The organism is Methanovulcanius yangii (assembly GCF_018687785.1).
Taxonomy (GTDB): Archaea; Halobacteriota; Methanomicrobia; order Methanomicrobiales; family Methanomicrobiaceae; genus Methanovulcanius; species Methanovulcanius yangii.
Genome location: NZ_LTBL01000001.1, coordinates 670,873 through 692,809 on the forward strand (window position 1 = coordinate 670,873; position 21,937 = coordinate 692,809).

The 21,937-nt window shown below is 55.3% G+C and carries 21 protein-coding genes; 8 read left to right on the forward strand and 13 right to left on the reverse strand.

What is annotated here, in order from left to right; translation table 11 throughout:
• The first annotated feature begins 33 nt into the window (after positions 1-33).
• Positions 34-396 carry a peptidyl-tRNA hydrolase Pth2 gene (gene pth2, locus AZH53_RS03365; RefSeq protein ID WP_319642132.1) on the forward strand — a complete coding sequence of 121 codons (363 nt, stop codon included), beginning with the start codon at positions 34-36 and terminating at the stop codon, positions 394-396.
• Positions 393-1,670: a tRNA pseudouridine(13) synthase TruD gene (gene truD, locus AZH53_RS03370; protein ID WP_319642133.1), complete on the forward strand. Its 1,278-nt coding sequence runs from the start codon at positions 393-395 to the stop codon at positions 1,668-1,670. The genes pth2 and truD overlap by 4 nt, the downstream gene beginning before the upstream one ends.
• A gap of 27 nt (positions 1,671-1,697) precedes the next feature.
• Here the strand turns inward: truD and sppA are convergent, their stop codons facing one another.
• Complete coding sequence (gene sppA, locus AZH53_RS03375; RefSeq protein ID WP_319642134.1) at positions 1,698-2,483, reverse strand: signal peptide peptidase SppA; 786 nt, start codon at positions 2,481-2,483, stop codon at positions 1,698-1,700.
• Positions 2,480-3,172, reverse strand: a complete 693-nt coding sequence (locus AZH53_RS03380) for a dihydrofolate reductase family protein (protein ID WP_319642135.1) — start codon at positions 3,170-3,172, stop codon at positions 2,480-2,482. Before AZH53_RS03380 ends, sppA begins: the two co-directional genes overlap by 4 nt.
• Before the next feature lie 169 nt (positions 3,173-3,341).
• Here AZH53_RS03380 and AZH53_RS03385 point away from each other — a divergent pair, with 169 nt between their 5' ends.
• Positions 3,342-3,986, forward strand: a complete 645-nt coding sequence (locus tag AZH53_RS03385; protein ID WP_319642136.1) for a CDP-alcohol phosphatidyltransferase family protein — start codon at positions 3,342-3,344, stop codon at positions 3,984-3,986.
• Here the strand turns inward: AZH53_RS03385 and artA are convergent.
• Entirely contained in the window at positions 3,946-4,770 is an 825-nt protein-coding gene (gene artA, locus AZH53_RS03390; RefSeq protein ID WP_319642137.1) for an archaeosortase A, read from the reverse strand. The two genes, AZH53_RS03385 and artA, sit on opposite strands and share 41 nt — an antisense overlap.
• A gap of 101 nt (positions 4,771-4,871) precedes the next feature.
• Between artA and AZH53_RS03395 the strand changes: the two genes are divergently transcribed.
• Positions 4,872-5,189: a transcription factor S gene (locus AZH53_RS03395; protein WP_319642138.1), complete on the forward strand. Its 318-nt coding sequence runs from the start codon at positions 4,872-4,874 to the stop codon at positions 5,187-5,189.
• 78 nt (positions 5,190-5,267) lie between these two features.
• Here AZH53_RS03395 and AZH53_RS03400 read toward each other — a convergent pair whose 3' ends face one another.
• Positions 5,268-7,334 carry an acetate--CoA ligase family protein gene (locus AZH53_RS03400; protein WP_319642139.1) on the reverse strand — a complete coding sequence of 689 codons (2,067 nt, stop codon included), beginning with the start codon at positions 7,332-7,334 and terminating at the stop codon, positions 5,268-5,270.
• A 208-nt stretch (positions 7,335-7,542) separates the two neighbouring features.
• Between AZH53_RS03400 and acs the strand changes: the two genes are divergently transcribed.
• The 3 genes from acs to AZH53_RS03415 all read left to right on the forward strand — a co-directional run bounded on the left by acs (position 7,543) and on the right by AZH53_RS03415 (position 10,589).
• Complete coding sequence (gene acs, locus AZH53_RS03405) at positions 7,543-9,438, forward strand: acetate--CoA ligase (protein ID WP_319642140.1); 1,896 nt, start codon at positions 7,543-7,545, stop codon at positions 9,436-9,438.
• A gap of 45 nt (positions 9,439-9,483) precedes the next feature.
• Positions 9,484-10,044: a TATA-box-binding protein gene (locus AZH53_RS03410; protein WP_319642141.1), complete on the forward strand. Its 561-nt coding sequence runs from the start codon at positions 9,484-9,486 to the stop codon at positions 10,042-10,044.
• Between the two features lie 146 nt (positions 10,045-10,190).
• Positions 10,191-10,589, forward strand: coding sequence for a MarR family transcriptional regulator (locus AZH53_RS03415; RefSeq protein ID WP_319642142.1), 399 nt, complete (start codon positions 10,191-10,193; stop codon positions 10,587-10,589).
• On the opposite strand, the gene rpiA is transcribed toward AZH53_RS03415, so the two are convergent.
• Positions 10,581-11,288, reverse strand: a complete 708-nt coding sequence (gene rpiA, locus AZH53_RS03420) for a ribose-5-phosphate isomerase RpiA (protein ID WP_319642143.1) — start codon at positions 11,286-11,288, stop codon at positions 10,581-10,583. The two genes, AZH53_RS03415 and rpiA, sit on opposite strands and share 9 nt — an antisense overlap.
• 68 nt (positions 11,289-11,356) lie before the next feature.
• Positions 11,357-12,097, reverse strand: coding sequence for an SIMPL domain-containing protein (locus AZH53_RS03425; RefSeq protein ID WP_319642144.1), 741 nt, complete (start codon positions 12,095-12,097; stop codon positions 11,357-11,359).
• A gap of 200 nt (positions 12,098-12,297) precedes the next feature.
• On the opposite strand from AZH53_RS03425, the gene AZH53_RS03430 reads away from it, so the two are divergent.
• Entirely contained in the window at positions 12,298-14,103 is a 1,806-nt protein-coding gene (locus AZH53_RS03430; protein ID WP_319642145.1) for an SLC13 family permease, read from the forward strand.
• Between the two features lie 11 nt (positions 14,104-14,114).
• On the opposite strand, the gene AZH53_RS03435 is transcribed toward AZH53_RS03430, so the two are convergent.
• The 7 genes from AZH53_RS03435 to mvk all read right to left on the reverse strand — a co-directional run bounded on the left by AZH53_RS03435 (position 14,115) and on the right by mvk (position 21,937).
• Positions 14,115-15,077, reverse strand: a complete 963-nt coding sequence (locus AZH53_RS03435) for an EF-Tu/IF-2/RF-3 family GTPase (protein WP_319642146.1) — start codon at positions 15,075-15,077, stop codon at positions 14,115-14,117.
• 51 nt (positions 15,078-15,128) lie between these two features.
• Positions 15,129-16,814, reverse strand: a complete 1,686-nt coding sequence (locus AZH53_RS03440; RefSeq protein WP_319642147.1) for a glutamate--tRNA ligase — start codon at positions 16,812-16,814, stop codon at positions 15,129-15,131.
• On the reverse strand, positions 16,815-17,780 hold the full coding sequence (locus tag AZH53_RS03445) for a polyprenyl synthetase family protein (RefSeq protein WP_319642148.1): 966 nt from the start codon (positions 17,778-17,780) through the stop codon (positions 16,815-16,817). It lies immediately after the preceding gene.
• A 17-nt stretch (positions 17,781-17,797) separates the two neighbouring features.
• Positions 17,798-19,141, reverse strand: coding sequence for an RNase J family beta-CASP ribonuclease (locus tag AZH53_RS03450; protein WP_319642149.1), 1,344 nt, complete (start codon positions 19,139-19,141; stop codon positions 17,798-17,800).
• Positions 19,142-19,144: 3 nt separating this feature from the next.
• On the reverse strand, positions 19,145-20,194 hold the full coding sequence (fni, locus tag AZH53_RS03455) for a type 2 isopentenyl-diphosphate Delta-isomerase (protein WP_319642150.1): 1,050 nt from the start codon (positions 20,192-20,194) through the stop codon (positions 19,145-19,147).
• A gap of 110 nt (positions 20,195-20,304) precedes the next feature.
• Positions 20,305-21,072, reverse strand: coding sequence for an isopentenyl phosphate kinase (locus AZH53_RS03460; protein WP_319642151.1), 768 nt, complete (start codon positions 21,070-21,072; stop codon positions 20,305-20,307).
• The gene (mvk, locus tag AZH53_RS03465; RefSeq protein WP_319642152.1) at positions 21,038-21,937 is read right to left on the reverse strand and encodes a mevalonate kinase; all 900 of its coding nucleotides are present in this window, start codon (positions 21,935-21,937) and stop codon (positions 21,038-21,040) included. Before mvk ends, AZH53_RS03460 begins: the two co-directional genes overlap by 35 nt.

Below are 21,937 nucleotides of genomic sequence, written 5' to 3' on the forward strand. Positions count from 1 at the left end.
ATTTTTCCCCGTCCACGAAATCATCTGGGTACAATGAGTCCCGAACCCGAGTTTAAATACAAACAATGCCTCATCATCCGCAACGATATCAAAATGACCTGCGGCAAGAAGTGTGCGCAGCTTGCGCACGCAGCCGTCGGGGCCTATGAAAATACCGATAAAATCACCAGGAAGAAGTGGTTCGACGAGGGAATGAAGAAAGTGACCCTCAAGGTCAACTCGCTCAGGGATCTCTATGAACTCAAATCCATAGCAGAGGCGGCTGGAATGTCCACCTCCCTCATCACGGACGCCGGTATGACGGAAATCCCGCCGGGAACCGTAACCGCCCTTGGCATTGGTCCTGCACCCTCAGAGGCCCTCGACAGAATCACGGGAGATCTCCAGTTATTATGAAGGCCTCCTCATACCCCCTTGAACAGGATTTGGGAATAGAATATTACGGCACCGGCACGCCCGGCATCGGAGGCAGACTCCGGACAGTGGCCGAGGACTTCATTGTTCATGAGATCCCGTCTTCGTTTCCTGAGAACGGCAAATACCTGATCTGCCGGCTGACCAAACGGAGATGGGAGCACCAGCGTGCGGTCAAGGAGATTGCAAAATCCCTCGGCATCAGCCACCGCCGGATCTCATGGGCCGGCACGAAGGATCGAAATGCCGTCACCGATCAGCTGATCGCCATATACGATATCAGCAAGGATGACCTTGCATCCGTGCGGCTCAAGGACATGCAGCTCGAGTATGTCGGACAATCCTCCCGCCAGCTGGCACTCGGCGACCTGGAAGGAAACGAATTTGCCATCACCATCCGGAACACCGACCTTGCAGGAGACGAACTCCGCGGATGCCTGATGCAGACGACGGAAGAACTCGCAGGAGGCGTTCCCAACTATTTCGGTCTGCAGCGGTTCGGAGTCCAGCGCCCGGTGACCCATGTGGTCGGCCGGCATATCCTTCAGGACGACTACCAGGGAGCCGTCGAGGCATACATCGCCATGGAGTACGACGGCGAATCGCCCGAAGCCGCAGCGGCACGCCGTATATATGCCGAGACGAAGAACCCTGCCGAAACCCTCAAAGCACTCCCGGTTCCACTCAGTTTCGAACGGACCCTCCTTCATCATCTCATCGAGGAGCCGGGCGACTACCGGGGGGCACTCAGGAAGATGCCGCCGAAACTCCTCTCGATGTTTATCTCGGCGTACCAGTCATGGCTCTTTAACAAGGCCCTCTCGTTCAGGATCGCCTCCGGCACCCCCCTCCTCGAACCGATGAGCGGTGATCGCATCATCTTTACGGGCGGAAAAGAGGATGTGGTCACCGGGCGAACGGAGAAGACAGCGGCCATGCACATCAGACGGGGCCGGGCGGCCATCGGCATTCATATGCCCGGAGCGGAGGAGACCAAAACGACAGGTCCGGTCGACGAATTCATGGCAGATCTCCTTGACAAGGACGGGATCACTTCCGCCTCATTCGGTAGGGCGGCAAAATTCGTCGAAACACGGTTCGCCGGGGCATCCCGTGTCATCTCTCTCACCCCGGAAGTCAGATGGGAGACGCCGGATGACACCACCGCATCCCTCACCTTCGGCCTCGGCCCCGGCCAGTATGCCACAACGGTCTGCCGGGAATACATGAAGGCACACCCGGAACAGATGGTCTGATCGGAAAAATAAGAACTCCTGATTCGATCAGGAGGCAGAGGAGCCCGCCGCGGAGATGGTCTCGAAGAGATTTCCCATCTCATCGACGAGGCCGATGCGGAGCGCCTCCTCTCCACGGATGGGCCGGGCGTCATCGATGATGGAACGATCGATGCCCCGCTGGGCGACGACATCCTCGATGAAGAGTTCAGAGCTTTCATCCACGATCACCTGAAGGTAGTCACGTTCATCGTCGGTGAGCGCCCGGTATGGCGAGGCGATATCCTTCTTCTCACCGGATTTTACCACTTCCACACCGACGCCGTCCTCATCCAGCGCCCGGGAATAGTCATAGACCAGCCAGATGGTCCCGATGCTTCCCGTCATGGTGTCAGGGTTCGCAAATATCCGATCGGCATGTGAACTGATATGGTAGGCAGCAGACGTGGCGATATCCCCCATCGATACGAACACCGGTTTTTTCCCTTTCGCATACTCGATGTCCGTGATGATCTCCTGGGCTGCCGATGGAGAGCCTCCGGGGCTGTTCACCCGCAGGACGATAGCCTGTACCAGCGGATCATCGGCCGCATTCCGTATCTGCCGCCCGATATATTCACTGCCCACGTAGCCATTTCCCACGCCGTCGCCTGCAACGATTGTTCCCTCAACACGGATGACCGAGGTGGTCGTCTCTTCGAGGGTGGCATACCAGACAACGATGACCGCAAAAAGACACAGGGTTACGATGATGCCGTAGATAAAATATCTTCGGCACGCCCTGCGCTCCCGTTTCCGCTCAATTTTCCGGCATTCCCGTTCAAGCCAACTCATCGGTCCGACCCATGGTTCAGTACATCGTACTCGGTTACCAGATTACTTCCACAGGTATAATGCTTTTTCAGGACCAGACGGAACATCTCATCCTCGGAATCGATATGCATTCCTCCGACAAGCGACGGTGTATCGGCCCCGCCGACGATGAACGGCAGATGAATGAGCCGGACCTCGTCCACCAGATTATTATTGAGCATATAGTAATTCAGCGTCGGACCTCCCTCGACCATCAGCTTTTTCACCCCGTACTCCGTCGTGAGAATATGCATCAGGAGCGGGTAGTCGACATGATCCCTGCCGGCAACGACCACCTCCACCCCCTTCTCCTTCATCCGTTCGACATTCTCCGGGGGTGCCGTTTCGGCAACCGCGATGATCGTCGGGGCGTCCGGTCCCATCACATTGGCGTCAAGGGGTAGATCGGCATGGCTGTTCGGGATCACCCGGAGGGGGCTCTCTCCTTCCACGAGCCGGACCGTCAGCATGGAATTGTCAATCCGTATGGTCGTGCTTCCGACCATTATCGCATCATATTCAGCCCGAGTCTGGTGAAGAAGTATCTCCGTCTTCGGATCCATATATTTCATGAGTATTTTGCTTGATGCCCCCCGCTTGAGTGTCAGTTTCCCGTCGACGGTAATCTCCGACATCACCAGAACATGGGGCCTGGATAACGAACCAGACATAAAAATCCTAATGATTTACTATGCCCTGCGATGCTTAAAACCTTATTTGGTTCTGCCGCAAAGACGGCCCTCCTGCCCCGGGACATATGACGGGCCGGGCCTTCGTCCCCCTCTCCGGAAGATGCTTAAACAACAGTTATAGGGTCGGCAGGCTACACTATAGCTGAGAATGAATATTACCGCGCTCAGGCCCAAATTCATTAAAAAACTGGAACCAGTGGCTCAGTTTTTTGCAAAAACCGGTATTACCCCAAATCAGCTGACGGTCCTCTCACTCGTATGCGGCATAACCTGTGCCGCCCTGTATGCAAACCGTTTCTTTATCCTTGGGAGTTGTGCGCTCATACTTTCAGCAGTCCTCGACCTCGTCGACGGGGGTGTTGCCCGTATCAATAAGAAGGAGACGAATTTCGGTGCAGTCTTCGACTGGATTGCCGACAAATATGTCGACACCATCGTCCTCCTCGGCATCGGCATCTCCGGCATTGCCATCCTTTCACGGTTTGCGCTTGTTCCCGCCGAATGGGGCCTTCCCGCCGATTTTACCATCGTGTGCCTTGCGATCATCGGTTCGATGATGAATACCTTCATCAAGCCCGTCGTCTATGCGGAGATCGGATATGACGGAAGAAAAGATGGAAAAATTTCCGACCCCCTTGAGGGGATCGGCTTTTTCGGCCGGCCGGAAACGCTGATTATCCTCATTCTCGGCGGCCTGTCCGGGTTCATATGGGTGTCGGTGATTATCGTTGCCGTCTGCACAAATCTCTCGGCTATCCAGAGAATCCTTTATCTTTACCGAACCATCCCCTGATTTCACGGACGAACATCTCAACCACCTCCACCATCACATCTCCCAGTTTCGGATTGATGCGATAGAGCATCCAGGCGATGCCGATAAAGACGAAGAGGGCGCCCAGCTCTGCAAAGAAGTTATGCGCCCAGAAGAAACTTTCGTACCCGATATGGCCGTTGGAGGCAATCTCCGGGAAATACGGGAACCACTGTCCGCCATATGCCATGATGACGAAGCTGTTGCGTACCGTGTTGAGAATATAGATGACCGGTGCGACCGCAAAAAACGACAGAATCTTCTGCCTGCGTGTTGATGGAACCGCCCATGCCACCCCAAGCATGATCGCAATTCCCTGAATACCTGTGCACGCGAGGATGATCTCGACCCGGTAAATATCGGCGAGGAACATATTCCAGGTCACGAGTTCATAGGGAAATCCGATTGTCTGGAAGACCCATGCCAGCTGGGCGACGTTAACCGCGATGAGCCAGTCCCCGACGGCAGGCAGAAAGGCAAATGGCGCAAATATCAGATATGCGATTGCCGCCATCCTGCTCAGGATGAAACTCTGTTCATTCTCCTCCAGGAGTTTGGGGATGAGAATGATAAGAAACGGAATCCCGAGGAAAGCGGCTATCGGGTACATAAAATTGTTTGCTATGATATATTCCGGAAATTTCGCAAAGAGGATCAGGACAACACTTACCCACCCGATCACCGCACAGTACTTCCGGTATGCGGTCGGGATGAGAAAGGCCAGGAATGCAATGAACGAGATCAATACAAAAATTTCCTGCATCATAACGCATTGAGCGCCTCAGGTAAAAAGAGTTTTTAAGGTGATATTCTCCGGGGAGCGCATCTTCCATATCTTAATCATACGTCACCGCGAATCTGTTACCGATGATGTTCTGTCCAGAATGCAAGGGAATGCTTGTTCCCGTCGGTGGAAAGCTTAAATGTCGGAAATGTGGATATATCGAAGAAGCCACCGCAGACAAATCGGTCCTTAAACGAACGGAAAAACGCGATGAGAAAGAGATCGTTATCATCGAGGACGCCGAACAGATGGCAACCCTTCCGACCATTGCCGTACGGTGCCCCGAGTGTGGACACGACATTGCCGAGTGGTGGCTCAGACAGCTGAGATCAGCCGATGAGTCTGAAGTCCGGTTCTTCCGGTGCGTCAAGTGTCGCCACACCTGGCGTGAATATGATTAATAGAACATACCTTTTTTTCCGGAACGCAGCGGGCATTGGTCGATGTCCCCTGTCTCCGATTATAAAATAATAAAAAAATTAGTTGAACAGTCCGGGCGCCTTGACCCTGAACTGCTGCCAGAGAACACGGCCCATCACGCGGAACGTGAAGTCGAGTTCTTCGAAGCTCGGAATGGAGTGCTGGCGAAGGATCTTGCGGCCGCGGTTCATGGAATCGCCGCCGAGGAGTGAACAGATGACGCGCTTGTTCGTGCTCTCGGAGAGCTTGAGGATCTGGTTTGCCATCTGTTCGGAATTGAGGATGTTGTTCGGGAACCCGACGACAAAGCACATGTCCCAGAGGTCGTCGTGTTTGGCAAGGACCTCGAAGGTCTGCTCGAACCTGCGCTCTGAGGCGTCGCCGAGAAGGTCCACCGGGTTTCCTTTGTTCCAGAATTCCGGCAGGAACTTGTCGAGCTCCTCCACGACATCCGGTGGAAGGGTGATGAGATCGATACCATACCGCTCGGCATAGTCGGAGGAGAGAACGGCAAATCCACCGGCGTTTGTCACGACGACCGCACGGGTGCCGACCGGGAACCTCTTGTGGTGCGAGAGCATTTCTGCGGCGAGGAAGGCCCCGGTCAGGGTGTGAACGGAGACGACACCGGCCTTACGGAAGGCCTCCATGTAAACGTCATACGACCCGGAGAGCGAACCCGTGTGGGAGGCGGCCGCCTGGGAACCACGTTCGGAGGAACCCGACTTGATCGCGATGACGGGTTTTGTCTTCGTCACTTCGCTGACGACATCCATGAAGGCCTGCCCGTTGTTGATCTCCTCGATATACATGATGATCGCAGACGTATGCGGGTCGCGCTCCACCCAGCGGAGATAATCAAAGAAGTTCAGGTCGGACTGGTTTCCGACGGAGACGACGGCGGAAAACCCGATGTCCTCGGCAAGACTCCAGTCGACGACGGTGTTGACGATTGCACCACTCTGAGAGAGGAAGGCGATGTTGCCCGGCTTCGGAGACTGGTGCACATAGGTTGTGTCAAGACCACGGGGAGGCACGATGAGGCCGAGACAGTTGGGACCGACGATGCGGGTTCCGTATTTGTTTGCGATCGCAACGATACGCTCTTCCAGCGCCTTGCCGTCCTCGCCCATCTCCTTGAACCCGGCGGTGATGACGACCGCGATGGAGACGCCCTTCTCACCGCACTCTTCGACCACCTTGGGGACATGCATGGCAGGCACGGTGATGACCGCCATATCGACCGGGGCTTCGATGTCCTTGATGGAGGCATACGCCTTCAGCCCCTGGATAGTGTCGCGCTTGTTGTTGACAGGGTAGAGCTGACCGGGGAAGTGAAGGAGGTTGTGCATGACGGCGTATCCCATCTTGGTCGGTTCGTCGGATGCACCGATGACCGCCACCGAGCGGGGGTTGAAGTATTCGAGAGGAACATCGGGCCGGGAGACCGTTTTGACCTTCTTCTTCTTCTCGGTCATGATCACCCGGGAATCGACGGCACATGCACCCGACTCATACAGACGGAGAGGGTTGATATCGAATTCCTTGACCTGTTCATTCTCTTCGAAGAACCGGCAGACATTGATGATCGTCTGGACCAGTGTTTCCTCGTCCTTCGGTTTCGAACCACGGTACCCTGCGATGAGCGGGTAGGAGTTGATCTCCCGGACCATCAAACGGGCGTCTTCTTCGGTCACCGGCAGAATGCGGAGGGTGACGTCCTTGAGAAGTTCAACGAGCGTTCCGCCGATACCGAAGGTGATGACCTTTCCGAAGGACGGATCGGTCTTCCCGCCGATGATCAGTTCAAGGCCCGGTTCGGCCTGCTCTTCAATAATCACTCCTTCAATCTGTGCATCCGGATTGTACTCCTTTGCACTGCTGACAATCCTGTTGAATGCCGCCTGTGCCATCTCCTTGGTGCCGATACTGGTGACGACACCGCCGGCATCGCTCTTGTGGACAATCTGGGGAGAGACGATCTTCATTACCACCGGGAATCCGATTCCCTCTGCAACATCGCCCGCTTCTTCAGCGCTGGTCACAATTTTGAACTTTGGAACAGGAATATCATATTTCGCAAGGATTTCGTATCCTTCTGCTTCACTTAGCATCCATTCTTTCATGTGTGTCATCCTCTCATTCGAGTGATTACCAAATGGCTTTAAAAAAGCCTTCAACAAATGACGAAATAATCTTCGTCACCCTAGCATGCAAAAATATTGAACTGTGATCTACATATAATTTTGTAATTGTTAATCATGTAGAATGGTTCCCTCATCACCACAAACGATAATGTATCGCACACAAAATCATTGTTGGTGATGAGTAATCATGACAAATTCTGAAGCCGGTATTCGTCCCGAACAGGTGGTCTATTGCCCGCCTGCCGAATACCGGGAATATGCTCCTTTCAGGGACTATGAAAGCGCATATCAGAACTATCTGAAAGATCCTGACGGATTCTGGAGAGATATCGCGTCGGATCTCCTCTGGTTCAGGCAGTGGGACAAGGTCAGGGAATGGGAATATCCCTTTGCAAAATGGTTCATCAATGCAAAACTGAATATCACCTACAATTGTCTCGAACGCCATCTCAAAAACAACCGCAGAAACAAGGTGGCACTCTTCTGGCACGGGGAAAACGGAACGAAGAAGATCTATACCTATGACCATCTCCACCGGGCGGTCATGCAGTTCGGCAATGCCCTCAAAAACCTGGGTGTCGGGAAAGGGGATGTCGTCTGCATCTACATGCCGACGGTTCCCGAACAGGTGGTCGCCATGCTGGCCTGTGCACGTATTGGTGCGGTGCATACCGTCGTCTTTGCCGGATACGGTGCAAGCGCCCTCAACCAGCGTATAGTCGGGTCGAATGCAAAGGTCGTGATCACCGCCGATGCCTCGATGCGTCGCGGAAAGAGCATCCCTCTCAAACCCATCGTCGAAGAGGCCCTCATCCATGCGCCGAGCGTCGAGCGGGTCGTTGTCCTGAGAAACCAGGATCCCCCTACATGCCTGCTCGACGACTTTGAGGTCGATTTCTACGAGATCATGCAGGCCGCGGAGAAGAAATGCCCGCCCGAGGAGATGGATTCGGAAGACCGCCTCTTCATCCTCTACACCTCCGGGACGACCGGTGCACCAAAAGGAATCGTCCACACCTGCGGGGGGTACATGGTCGGGGCCTATTACACGACGAAGTATGTGCTGAATGTCAAGGACAATGACGTCTACTGGTGCACCGCCGACCCCGGATGGATCACCGGACACACCTATGCGATATACGGACCGCTTCTCCTCGGTGCCACGATCTTCATGACCGAGAGTACCCCGGATTACCCGGATGTCGGGATCTGGTGGAAACTCATCGAAGAATACGGCATCAACGTCTTCTATACGGCGCCGACCGCAATACGGATGTTCATGCGGTATGGGGAGGACTGGCCGAACAAATACGATCTCAGCTCACTGAGAATCCTCGCATCGGTGGGTGAACCGCTCAATCCCGAGGCCTTCGAGTGGTTCTATCATGTGATCGGCAAAGGGAAGTGCCCGCTGACCGACACCTGGTGGCAGACGGAAACCGGCAGCCACATGATAACCACCCTCGTCGGCGAACCGATGAAGCCGGGATTTGCCGGCAAACCAATCCCCGGCGTCGTTGCCGATGTCGTTGACAGCAAAGGAAACCCGGTCGGTCCCTTCCAGACCGGCTATCTGGCCATAACGGAACCCTGGCCGTCCATGATGCGGTATGTCAATGACGACGAGGAAAAATACCGTTCGTACTGGGAGTCGCCCAATCACCGCTATTACAGCACCAATGATCTTGCAATCAAGGACGATGACGGATATATCATGATCCTCGGGCGTTCCGATGATCTCATCATCGTGTCGGGTCACAATATCGGTACGGCCGAAGTCGAAAGCGCTCTCGTCTCGCACCAGGCCGTCGCCGAGGCGGCGGCGATAGGAAAACCGGACGCCGTCAAAGGCAACATCGTCAAGGCATTCGTGATCCTTGTCGAAGGAACAGTCCGGACACCAAAGCTCGAGCATGATCTCAAGTACCATGTGCGTCAGACACTGGGGCCCATTGCCGTGCCGTCCGAAATCGAATATGTCGACAACCTGCCGAAGACGAGGAGCGGAAAAATCATGCGCAGGGTGCTCAAAGCGAAAGAAATGGGCGTCGATCCGGGTGATATCACCACCCTCGATGAGTAATTACCCAACTATTTATATACTTTTTATATCCTTTTTATATACTATATGAAGCACAATCCAGAGGATTCTTTAAAAATTGAAAATATCGTTGCTTCCGCCAAAGTTGCCGATGAACTGGATCTTCAGATGATCTCATCGAAGATTAAGGATGCCGAATACAATAAGAAGCGGTTCCCCGGTGTTGTCCTCCGTATGCAGAATCCGAAGATCGCCGCCCTTGTTTTTGGGTCGGGAAAGGTGGTTCTGACCGGTGCCAAGAGCATCGACGGTGTCTCACAGGGCCTTGAGATTCTCGGAGAAAAACTCAGGGAGCTTGGAATCGACATCCCCAATGAACTTGAATATAAGGTTCAGAACATCGTCACCTCAGCCGATCTCGGCACGCCGATCAACCTGAACAAAATTGCCGTCGGATTCAATCTCGATCGCATCGAATACGAACCCGAACAGTTTCCGGGACTGGTCTACCGTCTTGAAGAACCAAAAGTGGTCGTTCTCCTCTTTGGGTCGGGCAAGTTGATCATCACGGGTGGAAAAGTACCGGAAGATGCGAAAAAGGCAGTCAATAAGATTCTCTCAGATCTTTCGAATCTTGGATTAATTTAATAATACAATTCAAATATTCTTCTTTTCTTTATAACCAACTGGTTTAACCCTATCCGAAGGTTTTTATGTATATATACAGACATAATACATACACCAATGTATTTATAGTACATTGAATAATTGAGATTGTATTTACGGTGTAAAATATGAGAATGGAAAAGGTAATGATCTTCACGGATGAGGATGAGGAATTCTCTAATCTTCTCACGGAGATCGGTCTCAAGCGAAACGTTGCCAAAGTGCTGGTCTACCTGGCAAGTTCCCCCGAAGCAACATCCAGGGACATTGAACGGGGAACAGACCTCCGGCAGCCTGAAGTCAGCATTGCGATGCGGACGCTCAAGGAAAACGGATGGATCCAGAGTCGCGAATCGAAGGCAGAGAGTAAAGGACGCCCGGTCAAAATCTATTCTCTTTCAAAACCGATTGCCGAAATAATGGATATAATTGAGGAAAATAAGCGAAAAGAAGTGGAGAATCAGCTCATGCTCATCCACAAGGTTCGTGAACACCTTTCACAGGTCCAGAAGACCATATTAGAGTGAACGGACTTCCACTCCGTCGGAAGTACCGACAACAATACTTGTTTTTCCGGTAAATTCAGTAAAAATTCCGCAACTCAGGACACCCGGCATGGCATTGATAGTACATTGAAGCTCTTCCGGATTCTCAATGTGCGGGAAGGTGCAGTCAATGATCCAGTTCCCGTTATCGGTGATGACCGGACCGTCCTTTTTGACGCCCTCCCGAATTACCGGTGTCCCGCCAAGTGCGACGAGCCCGTTCATGACAATGGGTACGGCAAATGCGAGAACTTCCACGGGCACCGGAGCGGTGAACCAGTCGGTCAGCTTGCCCTCATCCGCGACGATAACGAATACTTCCGCCGCCGCCGCAACGCAGCGCTCCCGGGTCTGGGCAGCCCCCCGCCCCTTGATCAGGCGAAACTGCGGATCAATCTGATCGGCACCGTCTATCGCGATATCTATATGATCGTGTTCATGCAGGGATGTGATGGGGATGCCGTATTCATATGCCCGGCGTTCTGTCTGAAACGAAGTGGCAATTCCGGTTACCCTGAGCCCTTCGCCCATCCGTTCGGCAAGACGCTCCATCATGAAAAAGACCGTCGAACCGGTCCCAAGACCAACGATGGAGTTGTCCGGTATCATATCCGCGGCGTAGTACCCGGCATTCCTCTTAGCACGGGTCTGTGAATCCATTGCGCCGGATGTATCGCTCATACATACACATCGGTCTGGCACATCTTTATCCTTTCACCGCGGTGCACGGATAATGGAAAAAAAAGAGTTCAGATGAAATAGGTGACGGAGACCGTCGCCGTTACATCGATGCTGCCGGATTCGATGGGGGTGGGGAAGGCATACGACCCTGCTGCATCCATGCTCCTGTAGACCGCTTCCTCGGCATAGACGACCGGTGTGTAACTGCCTCCCACACTGACCTCCTTGACACCGAGGATCATGACGCCGAGGGCGTCAGCAACGGCATCGGCATCCGCGCGGGCCTGCGTAACGGCTGCATGCAGGGCGTCTGCCCGGAGTTCCTGAGACTTCTCGTCACTGAGGGTGAACCGGACGGAGTTGACCTGGTTGGCCCCGCTTGAAACGGCGGTGTCGATCACCTCTCCTGCCATCGTCACGTCCTCAAGGGTGACGACGACATTGTTGCTGACCACGTACACCTTCACCTCCTTTCCTCCGAAAGGCGAATCATCATCCGCAGTCCTCGAATACATGGAGTATCCCGAGGTCTGGATATTTTCTGCAGGTATGCCCATCTTCTTGAGGGCGGATACGACCGCATCCATCTTTGCCGCATTCTGCTGCTGCGCCGTCGCGGCATCCGGGTTCTCCGTCTCCACACCCACCGTGATGATGACCCGGTCCGGAGAGGTGGTGACCTTTCCGGTGCCGGAGACGTGGATGACACGTTCGTCTGCACTGTCCGTTGCGGCGGTTACTGTGCCGCCGAGGAGCAGTGCTCCAATGAGGACCGCGATTGCAAGCCCTATGATCGGTTTTGCATACATGATACACTTCATGGCATTTTTATTGTAATCAAGGTATGCTAGACTACGAATTTTTTCGAAGTGACCCCCAACAACCGGGCCGGCGCAGTTTTGCATATCTTTATGAGGAGGCTCTGATAATTGTGGATATGAGCCATATGCCTGAAAGCTCCTGCGGTGGTCTGTGCACGGACATTCGATTTCATTGAGGGAATCATAACATGCTGATCTCTATGACGCCCGATGCATGGCTGACATTACTACTCCTCATAGCCCTCTTTGCACTTCTTGTCAGAACGAAAATCCCCCCGTGGGTACTCTTCGCCGGTGCCATCACAGCGGCAATGACCCTTGGACTCGCTCCCCCCGCTGATCTTCTGAAAGGGTTTTCCAATACGAGTGTCATAGCCGTCGCCGTCCTCTTCATGGTGGCAGAAGGAATGTATTCCACCGGGGCCATCTCCCTCATCGTCGACACCGCCATCGGCATCCCCCGGACCCTGAGAAACGCACAGGCAAAACTTCTCCCGACGATCGCCGTGGGAAGTGCGTTTCTCAACAACACCCCGCTCGTCGCCATGATGATTCCCGTCATACGGGATATTACCCGGACGACCGGACTCTCGTCATCACGTCTCTTCATGCCGCTCAGTTATGCCTCCATCCTCGGCGGTGCCGTCACCCTCATCGGAACCTCCACCAACCTGATCATTGCAGGACTCGTCGCAGAATACATCGCCATCGGCGACCCGAACGCACCGCACATGACGGAGATAGGGATGTTCACCCCCTCGATGGTCGGCATCCCCTGTGCCGTTGCCGGCATCCTCTTCATCATGGGCTTTTCAGGTCTCTTGATCCGGTCCGGTGCAGGGGAGAGTACCGATTTGGGCCGCAAGAGAATCTACACCGCAGACTTTCTCGTCGAGGAGCGTTCCAAGCTCATCGGCAAGACCCTTACCGAAGCGGGATTTCTCCAGCAGAAGGGATCGACCCTGAAAAACCTCGTGCGTGACGGGCGGGAGATGAAGCCCCTTCCGGACCTCGCCCTTCAGGCAGGCGACATCCTCCTCTTCCTGACAGACCTCGAGTCCCTGTCCCACCTCTGGTCGAGGATTGGTCTTCGTCCCGCATACCTCTCGACGGAAGATGGAAGTGAGCGGCACCGGCATCAGCTTGTGGAGGTTGTCGTCGCCCCGACAAACCCGGCCGTCGGCTACAGGATTTCCTTCCTTCAATGGCTCACATCCTCCTTTTTTACCACCGAAGTCGTCGGCATGTCGCGCAACGGAAAACCTCTTGAGACGCCGTTTCCCGAGACGGCCATCCAGGCGGGGGACAGCATCATTCTCGAAGTCGATGAATCGTTCTTCTTCGAACGAAGGGATGAGACGCAGTTCATCGTGGAGAAACCGTTGAGCGGCTTTCACATCAAGCGTACCGACAAGGCAATCACCGCGATCGCCATCACCGCCCTTATGGTCGCCTCCGTCGCACTCCAGGTGCTCCCCCTCATCAATGCAGCACTTCTGGCCACCATCGCCATGCTCCTGACCGGATGCATGACCGTGTACAAGGCGGGCAAAAGCATCGACTTTCCGACAATCATTATCCTTGCCTGCGCCATAGGGCTGGAATCTGCCATCACCTCATCGGGACTCTCCCAGACCATCGCGGATGCGATCGCCCACCTCGGGGGCACAACCCCGATGACCAGCCTCGTGGCAATCTTTCTGGGCTGCATCATCATGACAAACATCATCACCAACGCCGCAGCGGCGGCGTTCATGTTTCCGATCGGCTACTCGCTCGCCGCAACCCTTGATGTCAGCTTCATGCCCTACGTGATTGTGATTATGCTCGGCTGTTCCTATGCGTTCATCAACCCTGCGGGGTACCAGACAAACATGATGGTCTACGAACCCGGTGGATATTCGGTGAAGGACTATATTCTATTCGGCACCCCCCTCACTCTCATCACCGGCATCCTCGCGGTGGTGCTCGCCCCGGTGTTTTACCCGTTTTAAAAAAAAAAGATTCAGAGGTCGATTGTTCCCGCGACCCTGAGGCGACCGCCGTCGAGATAGTGGATGACCGCGGAATGTCCCGGGAGATATGCCAGTTCCCTGTCGAGTTCTATGACAAGCGTCGGCGTGTGCCAGTCGCCCTCCGATGCGACCGACACAACCCGGCCGTTGATATACTGCATCCAGAACCCGATATGAACAACCATCCCCTCCTTGAGGGGTTCGGGCCAGTATTTTACGATATGCGCCGGCCCCTCCAGGCGATTGCTGACTTTGATGCCGGGTCCGTTGGTGAGGACCATCCCTCGTTCCAGCTCCTCGGCGGAGATGTTTTTGAGAGCGAGGCCCACGCGGTCGCTCTCATAGGCCTCGGTCACATCGTCGTCGTGTTTCTGGATGGACCGCAGCTGAGCGGTGATTTCGCCGGGGTAGCCGGTCAGGGTGTCATGCTGCCGTATTGTCCCGGATTCGACACCGCCAAGAACGACCGTCCCTATCCCTTTCACATTGAAGGCATGGTCGACGGAGACAATCCCCGTCATGCCGGTGGCGTCCTGTTCATAGGTAAGCGCCTGGGCATCCACGAGGAGTTGTTCCCGCATTGCTATCGGATTGTCCTCGACGACGGCATACCCTTCGACCGCCGTTCCCCGGATAAGCGGTGCAATCTGGGAGATATCGAGATAATTACGCAGCACGATGTACCCTTTCGTCACCTTCTGTGCATCGAGCATGACCACCATCTCGCCGAATTCCGCGGTGATCGCATCGACGATGAGAAGGGCCGCCGACGACATCGCAACCGCATAGTAGAGGGGGGCAAGCCGTTCGGGATACCGGGTCGGTTCGATGATCGTGACCGTATCCTCACCTTTTTTCAGATTATAGAAGGTGATATCCGAACTTGTCCCCGCCTTTCCGATATCTTTTGCATATCCATTGGCACCCAGGACAGCTATGGTCAGGTTTGGCATAATGCTCTCTCTATACGCTGCCCATAAAGAAATTGATTTCCAAAAATAGAATTATCGGTGGGTAAAGTAGGCGGAGACATTATGCTCCGTCACCTCATCCACGCGGACAAAACCGACACGTTCGAACTGAACGACCCTGTCATATTCGTCCATGACACCGCGTTCACAGAGCCCGTGAACAATGCCGTCGGGCGTATGGAGGCTGCAGGGGACGGTCTCGCCCTTCGGAAGCCACTGCACGATAGGCGCCCGCTCCGCACGTGCCTCCTCCAGTGAATCCCCGTCATAGACAAAGGTCGGGATGCCGCCGCTCTCCCCGATGCGCACATTGAAGAGATCCTTGAACCGCACCAGCCCGGGGGTGGCCACCTCATCTTCCGGCGCATAGAGCGTTCCGGCAAACGGCAGGTTTCGGGAGCCCTCCGCCGGGTCATTCGGGTTTCTGGAGGGAGTTGCCACCATCTCCGGCGCCCCTTCGATGGTGCAGGCGACCGGGTCGGGGACAAAGAAGTACCGCGGGGCGACGGGGTCGACGAGGGCCTTGTTCGCCGCATAAAGGTTCTCCCATGAAAAGGAGATGTCCGTCTGCCCGATGCCGATATCCACCATCGCATGCCGGACCGCCTCCGCCTGAAATCCACGGCGTGCGATTGCCTTCAGGGTCCCGAGGTGAATATCGTCCCACCCGGTATAGATGCCCTGTGCAATGCCCTCCTTCATCGCCGATGTGGAGAGGACGACGCCTTCGATGGACATGCGCCCGTAATGGAAATACTCCGGCATCGGCCATCCGAAGTACTCGTAGATGAACTGCTGGCGACGGGTGTTCGCGATGTGATCCTTGCCGCGGATCACATGAGTCAGACCAAGGAGATGATCGTCCACCGCGACGGAGAAGTTCATCAGCGGGTAGACGCGGGCATCGATGCGGGGATGCGGGGGCGATTCGACGATCCTGAATATCGAGTAATCCCGCATCGCGGGGTCCGGGTGTTCGATGTCGGTCTTCACGCGGACGGTGATCGTCCCTTCGGCATACTCCCCGTCCAGCATCGCCTGCCAGAGGCGAAGGTTATCTTCGACGCTCTGCTCCCTGCAGGGGCAGGCAACCTTTGCATTCTTCTTTTCGCGGAAGACCTCTGCATCACAGGTGCAGACATACGCCCCGCCGATGGAGATGAGCTTTTCACAGTATTCGTAGTAGATGTCGAGCCGGTCGCTCTGGTAGACGATATCCGAGATTTCAAGGCCGAGCCACTCGATATCATCGAGGAGCATCCGGTAGTTCTCCTCGTTCACCCGCTTGGGATCGGTATCCTCGATGCGCAGGATATACTTCCCACCGTATTCCCGGACATAGTAGTCATTGAGAAATGAGGCGCGGGCATGCCCGAGATGAAGCGGGCCGGAAGGGTTCGGGGCAAAGCGCATCACCACGCCCTCGGGACCAACATTTGCAAGGGGCCGAAGACCGGTCTCGCGTTTCTTCTTCTCTTTCTTTTCGAGCATTTCCGGTGCGAGCTCTGCGAGCTTTGCGCGCCGCTCCTCCGGCGTCATGCCCTCGATGTCCGAGAGGACCCCCTGCAGGATGCCGGAGAGTTCCTTTGCCTGCGACCGGAATTCCGGGTGTGCACCCATCAGTGCGCCGAGAACCGGTCCCGCCCGTGGGACATTGTTGTGCTCGACGGCGTTTCGCAGGGCGTGAAGATAAAAGAAGTCTTTGGGGTCTGTTGCCATTCAGAATCCCCGTGAGACAAAGTAATCGGTAATCTGCATCAGGCAGTCTTTTTCATCGCAGTCGGGGAAGATGTTGAGCATGCTCTTGGCCCTCTCAACCCGGGACTGTGCGATGGCCCGTACTTCTTCCAGGACACCGCCATCTTCGAGAAGAGAGATCGCCTCATCAATCTCCCCCTCTGTCAGGTCGGGTTTGCGGTATTTCGAAAGGTCGATGCCCTTCTCACGGGCAAGGATCGCAACAAGCGTCTGCTTCCCCTGCCTAAGATCGGAGGCACGGTCCTTTCCACTCTTTGAGGAATCTGCCATCAGGTCGATGTAATCGTCCTGTATCTGGAATGCGATGCCGCTGGAAAGCCCCCACTCATAGAGCGACTGGGCCTGCTGGGCGCTGCAGCCTGCAAGAGTTGCACCGATGGCGGCCGCTGCGGCATAGAGAATCCCGGTCTTCTTCGAGACCATCTCAATGTACTCCCATTCATCGACATCCTCGCGGGTCTCAAACGACATGTCCATGTGCTGCCCCTCGCAGAGTTCGGCACAGGCATTGGCAAGAGTCGTGACCGATCGTACTTTATCCACATCGGCGGCGATCGCGGTACATATCAGTTTGAACGCATGGGCATAGAGGACATCTCCCGCAAGAATGCCGGTCGGTTCGTTCCAGACCGTATGCACGGTCGGGACACCGCGGCGCACTGCGTCCCCGTCCATGATGTCGTCATGGATCAGTGTGAACGTGTGGGTGACTTCCAGTGCAAGGGCGGCGGGAAATATCTCCTGCGACCGGCCTTTTCTGACCATATCGGCGGCGAGCATGACCACCGCAGGTCGCAGCCTCTTTCCACCCGCAAGCAGCAGGTGGGCGCTCGCCTTGTTAAGTTCGCCGGGAAGTCCGCCGAATTCCCTCTCCAGTGCCGTGTCAATCTCTTCCGCAACAGTTTCCAGATATGTGAACAGATCCATTTTCATCACCAGGAATATTACCGTACTCTGACCCGCTGTCCGTTTCTCAGGATATGCACATCATTATTCAGGGTGTACCCGCACTCCTCCGCAAGTTTCAGGTATCCGCCTGTCATGTCAATATCGCCGTGGGACGGAATTATGTGTTGTGGATTGAAGTAGTGCAGGATTTCGTAGTGCTCCTCACGCTGGGCGTGACCACTCACGTGAAGATCGGTGAATATACGGGCTCCCTTCATCCCGAGGAGCACCTCCTGCGTGTGCCGCTGGCCGTAATTCATGGGATTGGGGATGACCTTTGCACTGTAGAGGATCCGGTCGCCCTTCTCGATCTTGAACGGCGTCTGGCCGAAGGCAAGACGGGTGAGAATGGCGCCGGGCTCGCCCTGACTTCCGGTGACGATGGGCACATAGTTCTCCCGGCCCTCCTTCATGATGGTACGGAACATCTTGTCCACCGTGCGCCGGTTGCCGCGCATCGTCATGCCGCGAGGGAACCCGACGAGCTTCATCTGCTCGGCGGTGGAAGAGTAGCGCTCCATCGATCTTCCAAGGAGCACCGGTTTTCGTCCGATCTCGTGGGCACACTCGGCGATCATCTTCACACGGGCAATGTTCGAGGCAAAGGTTCCGACCATCATCGCATTCTTGTCGTCCTCATAGCAGGTCATCACGTCTCTGACCAGTCGCTGGGCAATCCGTTCACTGGGGCAACGACCCGGGATTCTCACGTTCAGGCTCTCGACGATGAGGGCGAGCACGCCTTCCTTGCCCACTTCGCGCATCCGCGCGAAGTTGGGAGGTTCGCCGAGGACCGGGGTGCGGTCGAGCTTGAAATCATTCGCATAGATGACCGCACCTTCCGGCGTGTGGAGAACCGCCATCGCGGTATCGAGAATCGAGTGCTGCACCGCGATGAACTCAAGGGAGAGGTGCTTGGATATCTCGTAGCGGTATTTCTTCCCTGCCGGAAGCTCGAATACCGGATTGTTCACCACGAAGCGCTTCTCCCCCTCGATCTGCTGGCGGATGAGGGCCGCAGTATAGGGCGTTGCGATGATCGGGGCGTCGTACCGGTGCGCAAGTTTGGGAATGGCACCGATATGGTCCAGGTGCCCGTGGGTACAGACAATCGCCTTGACCGTCCCTTCCACGGCATTCATGATCGTATCATCGGGAATCGCCTTCATCCCGATGAGATCCAGGGAATGCATATTCTCTACTTCCGCATCCTCATGGATCATGATCTGGTCCAGACGCAGACCCATATCGAAAATAACTATTTCTTTTCCGCAGCGGACGGCGGTCATATTTCTGCCGACTTCGTTATACCCGCCCACGGCTATTACTTCAACTTCCATTGTTTATTCCTCGTTTCGTAGCATTTCGGCGGTTATGCCGGTGATGTACGTTCGTATTGATTTCAGTTCGTTCACGGTTCGTGCACCGGTAAGATACATCGCAACCGCAAGTTCCCGGTGTATCCGGGAGATCTCACTCATCAGGGCATCATCGCCGTCAAGCGCAGGCCCAAGGAGCGCATGTGCCATGCCGCCAAGATCCGCGCCGATTGCAATGGCCTTTGCAATATCCGTTCCCCGGCTCAGGCCGCCGGTCGCAATGACCGGCCCTCCGGCCCGCCGCGTCTCGACGACGCTGACGGCGGTCGGGATTCCCCAGTCGGCGAAATGATCGCCGAGGGAGGCGAGCGCCGGATCATGGGCCCGCACCCGTTCGACCGCCGCCCACGATGTCCCGCCGATGCCGCCGACGTCGATGGCCGCCGCACCCGCTGCATACAGCGAACGGGCGACTTCATACGATATCCCCGACCCGGTCTCCTTGACGATGACCGGGTACCTGGCGGATGAACAGAGATCACGCAGACTTTCGAGGCACCCGGAGGTGTCGTGATCGCCTTCGGGCTGGATTGCTTCCTGAAGAGGGTTCAGGTGAATGCAGAGTGCCTGTGCATCGATCATCTCGACTGCACGATCGGCCCATTCTGCACCATGGTCCTTGAGCTGAATTATACCCAGGTTCGCACAGAGAAATGCGGTCGGCGCTTCTTCCCGGACGACGGTGAAACTTCCTTCCAGTTCGGGGTCTTCAAGGGCCGCACGCTGGGAGCCGACGCCCATGCCGATACCACATTCCTCTGCCGCTCTCGCGAGGGTTGCATTGACAGCCGTCGTGTCGGGATGCCCCCCGGTCATCGCAGCGATAAAGAGAGGTGAGTTCAGCTGATGTCCAAGAAACCGCTGACGCAGGTCGACAGCATCCATGGAACATTCAGGCAGAGCATCGTGCACCAGACGGATGTCGTCGAACCCCGTCGCACCCGCGAGAACGGGCTCGTTTGCACAGATGATGAGATGCTCTTTCTTTCGTGATGATGTGCTCGTATTTTTCATTATGATATTTCCCCCTTTCTGGCATGTGGGGTCCATCCTTTTTTCCGTACACCGCCTCGTATGCGAGGGTGCCGATATTGTGCTGCTACACCAGGTATGCAACGGAGCAGTCAGTTCTGCTTGTGGGAACCTTTCACAACAGTTCCACCGTGATCACGCCCATCCAGGAAATCCCCGAGCCTTGAAATATGAAAGATGGCCGATTCCGTTCCTTCCTCTGCAAGAGCGAGGAGTTCGGAAATCTTCCCTTTCATTCCGCCCGTAACATCGGTATTGTCTGATTGCCGAATGTCCAGGATGTCTGCGGTCTCCGGAGTGATGACCGGCACCACGTCCCCATCGCTGAGAACGCCCGCAACGTCGGTCGCAAGACCAATACGGTCGATCCGTATCCTTGACGGAAGAGCTGCTATCAGCTGATCCCCGGAAACAATGCATGCACCCCGTTTACGGTCCATGACCACGTCCCCGTGGAGGACCGGAACAATTCCATGCTGCATGAGGAGTTCTACAGGTCCGCTTTCGAATGATATGAGACGTCCGTTGTTTGCGATGCATGCATCAAGCGGATGGATACCGACGGCCTCCACCCCTCGTGCACGCAGCGCCTTTATCACCGCATCGTTCAGATTCCGAACGGCATTGTGGGTGATAAATATACCTGCTTTATTATTCTGATTTAAACCTTTATCAAGGTGATGGCGTTTCGCTTCCGGGTGCCCGCAGGAACCGGCACCATGTACAACCACAAACCGGACATCCGGACGGGATGCGAGTTCATCCGCAATTGCCGCCAGTCGTGCCTCGTCTACTTTGCATTCACCCGATTTGTCGGTAACGACGCTACCGCCCAGCTTTACCAGTATGCTTTCTGTCATCTTCTGACTCCTTTCGTGCCCCTTCTGTGTCGATCGTGGTGGTGATTGCCTTCCCGTCACAGCCCTCGATGGCTCCTGCGACCTTTGATTTGGATCGTTTGGGACAAAGGGCCACCATGGAACCGCCGCCCCCCGCGCCCGTGATCTTCGCCCCATAGGCACCTGCCGACCGTGCGGCCATCACCAGGCGTGTCAGTGATGGATGCCCGACGCCGAGTGCCTCAAGCAGTTCATGATTGATATCCATGTACCGGCCGAGAGAACGGTGATCATTGAAGACATGCATGGATTTGAGTGTCACCGCCTCGATGGCATCGAGAATGGGATTGACGATGTTCGGGTCCTCTTCCCGGAAGGTTGCAACCTGCTCGACCATCTTTGCCGTGGAGTGAGAGACCATCGTATTGCCGATGACGAGGTGAAAATCCTGCGGAGGGAGACGGCGCTTGGTTCCACCCATGATCAAAACGATGCCACCGAAGGTGGAGACGTAGGTGTCCGTGGGGCTTGCACGTCCCATCTGGACCTCCTTTTCCACCTGGAATGCGAGATGCGCAATATCATCTCTCGAATGTCCCAGCGAGAATTCGTCGTTGATCGCAGAAAGCGTTGCGACCGTCACTGCCGCCGAGGACCCCAGGCCCGATGAACTCGGAAGCTGGGAATGGATATAGACGCTTCCATTGACACCCATCTTCTCAAAACACATCTCAAGATAGGGCGATTTCACCCGCGGGGGATGCCGGGTCTTTCGCACGGTTACATAGACCCGCGGTTTAATCCCCATCGCTATGCCGGGCTTTCCGTACACCACCGCATGCTCACCAAATAGAAATACCTTGCCAGGTGCGCTCCATACTGCCAA

What these genes read in the sequence shown, in the direction of transcription:
- AZH53_RS03430 (WP_319642145.1), top strand. Translation starts at nt 12,298, where the DNA reads ATGCTGATCTCTATGACGCCCGATGCATGGCTGACATTACTACTCCTC.
- AZH53_RS03410 (WP_319642141.1), top strand. Translation starts at nt 9,484, where the DNA reads ATGAAGCACAATCCAGAGGATTCTTTAAAAATTGAAAATATCGTTGCT.
- fni (WP_319642150.1), bottom strand. Translation starts at nt 20,194, where the DNA reads ATGAAAAATACGAGCACATCATCACGAAAGAAAGAGCATCTCATCATC.
- artA (WP_319642137.1), bottom strand. Translation starts at nt 4,770, where the DNA reads ATGATGCAGGAAATTTTTGTATTGATCTCGTTCATTGCATTCCTGGCC.
- rpiA (WP_319642143.1), bottom strand. Translation starts at nt 11,288, where the DNA reads ATGAGCGATACATCCGGCGCAATGGATTCACAGACCCGTGCTAAGAGG.
- truD (WP_319642133.1), top strand. Translation starts at nt 393, where the DNA reads ATGAAGGCCTCCTCATACCCCCTTGAACAGGATTTGGGAATAGAATAT.
- AZH53_RS03380 (WP_319642135.1), bottom strand. Translation starts at nt 3,172, where the DNA reads ATGTCTGGTTCGTTATCCAGGCCCCATGTTCTGGTGATGTCGGAGATT.
- AZH53_RS03460 (WP_319642151.1), bottom strand. Translation starts at nt 21,072, where the DNA reads ATGACAGAAAGCATACTGGTAAAGCTGGGCGGTAGCGTCGTTACCGAC.
- AZH53_RS03435 (WP_319642146.1), bottom strand. Translation starts at nt 15,077, where the DNA reads ATGCCAAACCTGACCATAGCTGTCCTGGGTGCCAATGGATATGCAAAA.
- AZH53_RS03385 (WP_319642136.1), top strand. Translation starts at nt 3,342, where the DNA reads ATGAATATTACCGCGCTCAGGCCCAAATTCATTAAAAAACTGGAACCA.
- AZH53_RS03440 (WP_319642147.1), bottom strand. Translation starts at nt 16,814, where the DNA reads ATGGCAACAGACCCCAAAGACTTCTTTTATCTTCACGCCCTGCGAAAC.
- AZH53_RS03415 (WP_319642142.1), top strand. Translation starts at nt 10,191, where the DNA reads ATGAGAATGGAAAAGGTAATGATCTTCACGGATGAGGATGAGGAATTC.
- pth2 (WP_319642132.1), top strand. Translation starts at nt 34, where the DNA reads ATGAGTCCCGAACCCGAGTTTAAATACAAACAATGCCTCATCATCCGC.
- AZH53_RS03395 (WP_319642138.1), top strand. Translation starts at nt 4,872, where the DNA reads ATGATGTTCTGTCCAGAATGCAAGGGAATGCTTGTTCCCGTCGGTGGA.
- sppA (WP_319642134.1), bottom strand. Translation starts at nt 2,483, where the DNA reads ATGAGTTGGCTTGAACGGGAATGCCGGAAAATTGAGCGGAAACGGGAG.
- AZH53_RS03425 (WP_319642144.1), bottom strand. Translation starts at nt 12,097, where the DNA reads ATGTATGCAAAACCGATCATAGGGCTTGCAATCGCGGTCCTCATTGGA.
- AZH53_RS03450 (WP_319642149.1), bottom strand. Translation starts at nt 19,141, where the DNA reads ATGGAAGTTGAAGTAATAGCCGTGGGCGGGTATAACGAAGTCGGCAGA.
- AZH53_RS03445 (WP_319642148.1), bottom strand. Translation starts at nt 17,780, where the DNA reads ATGGATCTGTTCACATATCTGGAAACTGTTGCGGAAGAGATTGACACG.
- AZH53_RS03400 (WP_319642139.1), bottom strand. Translation starts at nt 7,334, where the DNA reads ATGAAAGAATGGATGCTAAGTGAAGCAGAAGGATACGAAATCCTTGCG.
- acs (WP_319642140.1), top strand. Translation starts at nt 7,543, where the DNA reads ATGACAAATTCTGAAGCCGGTATTCGTCCCGAACAGGTGGTCTATTGC.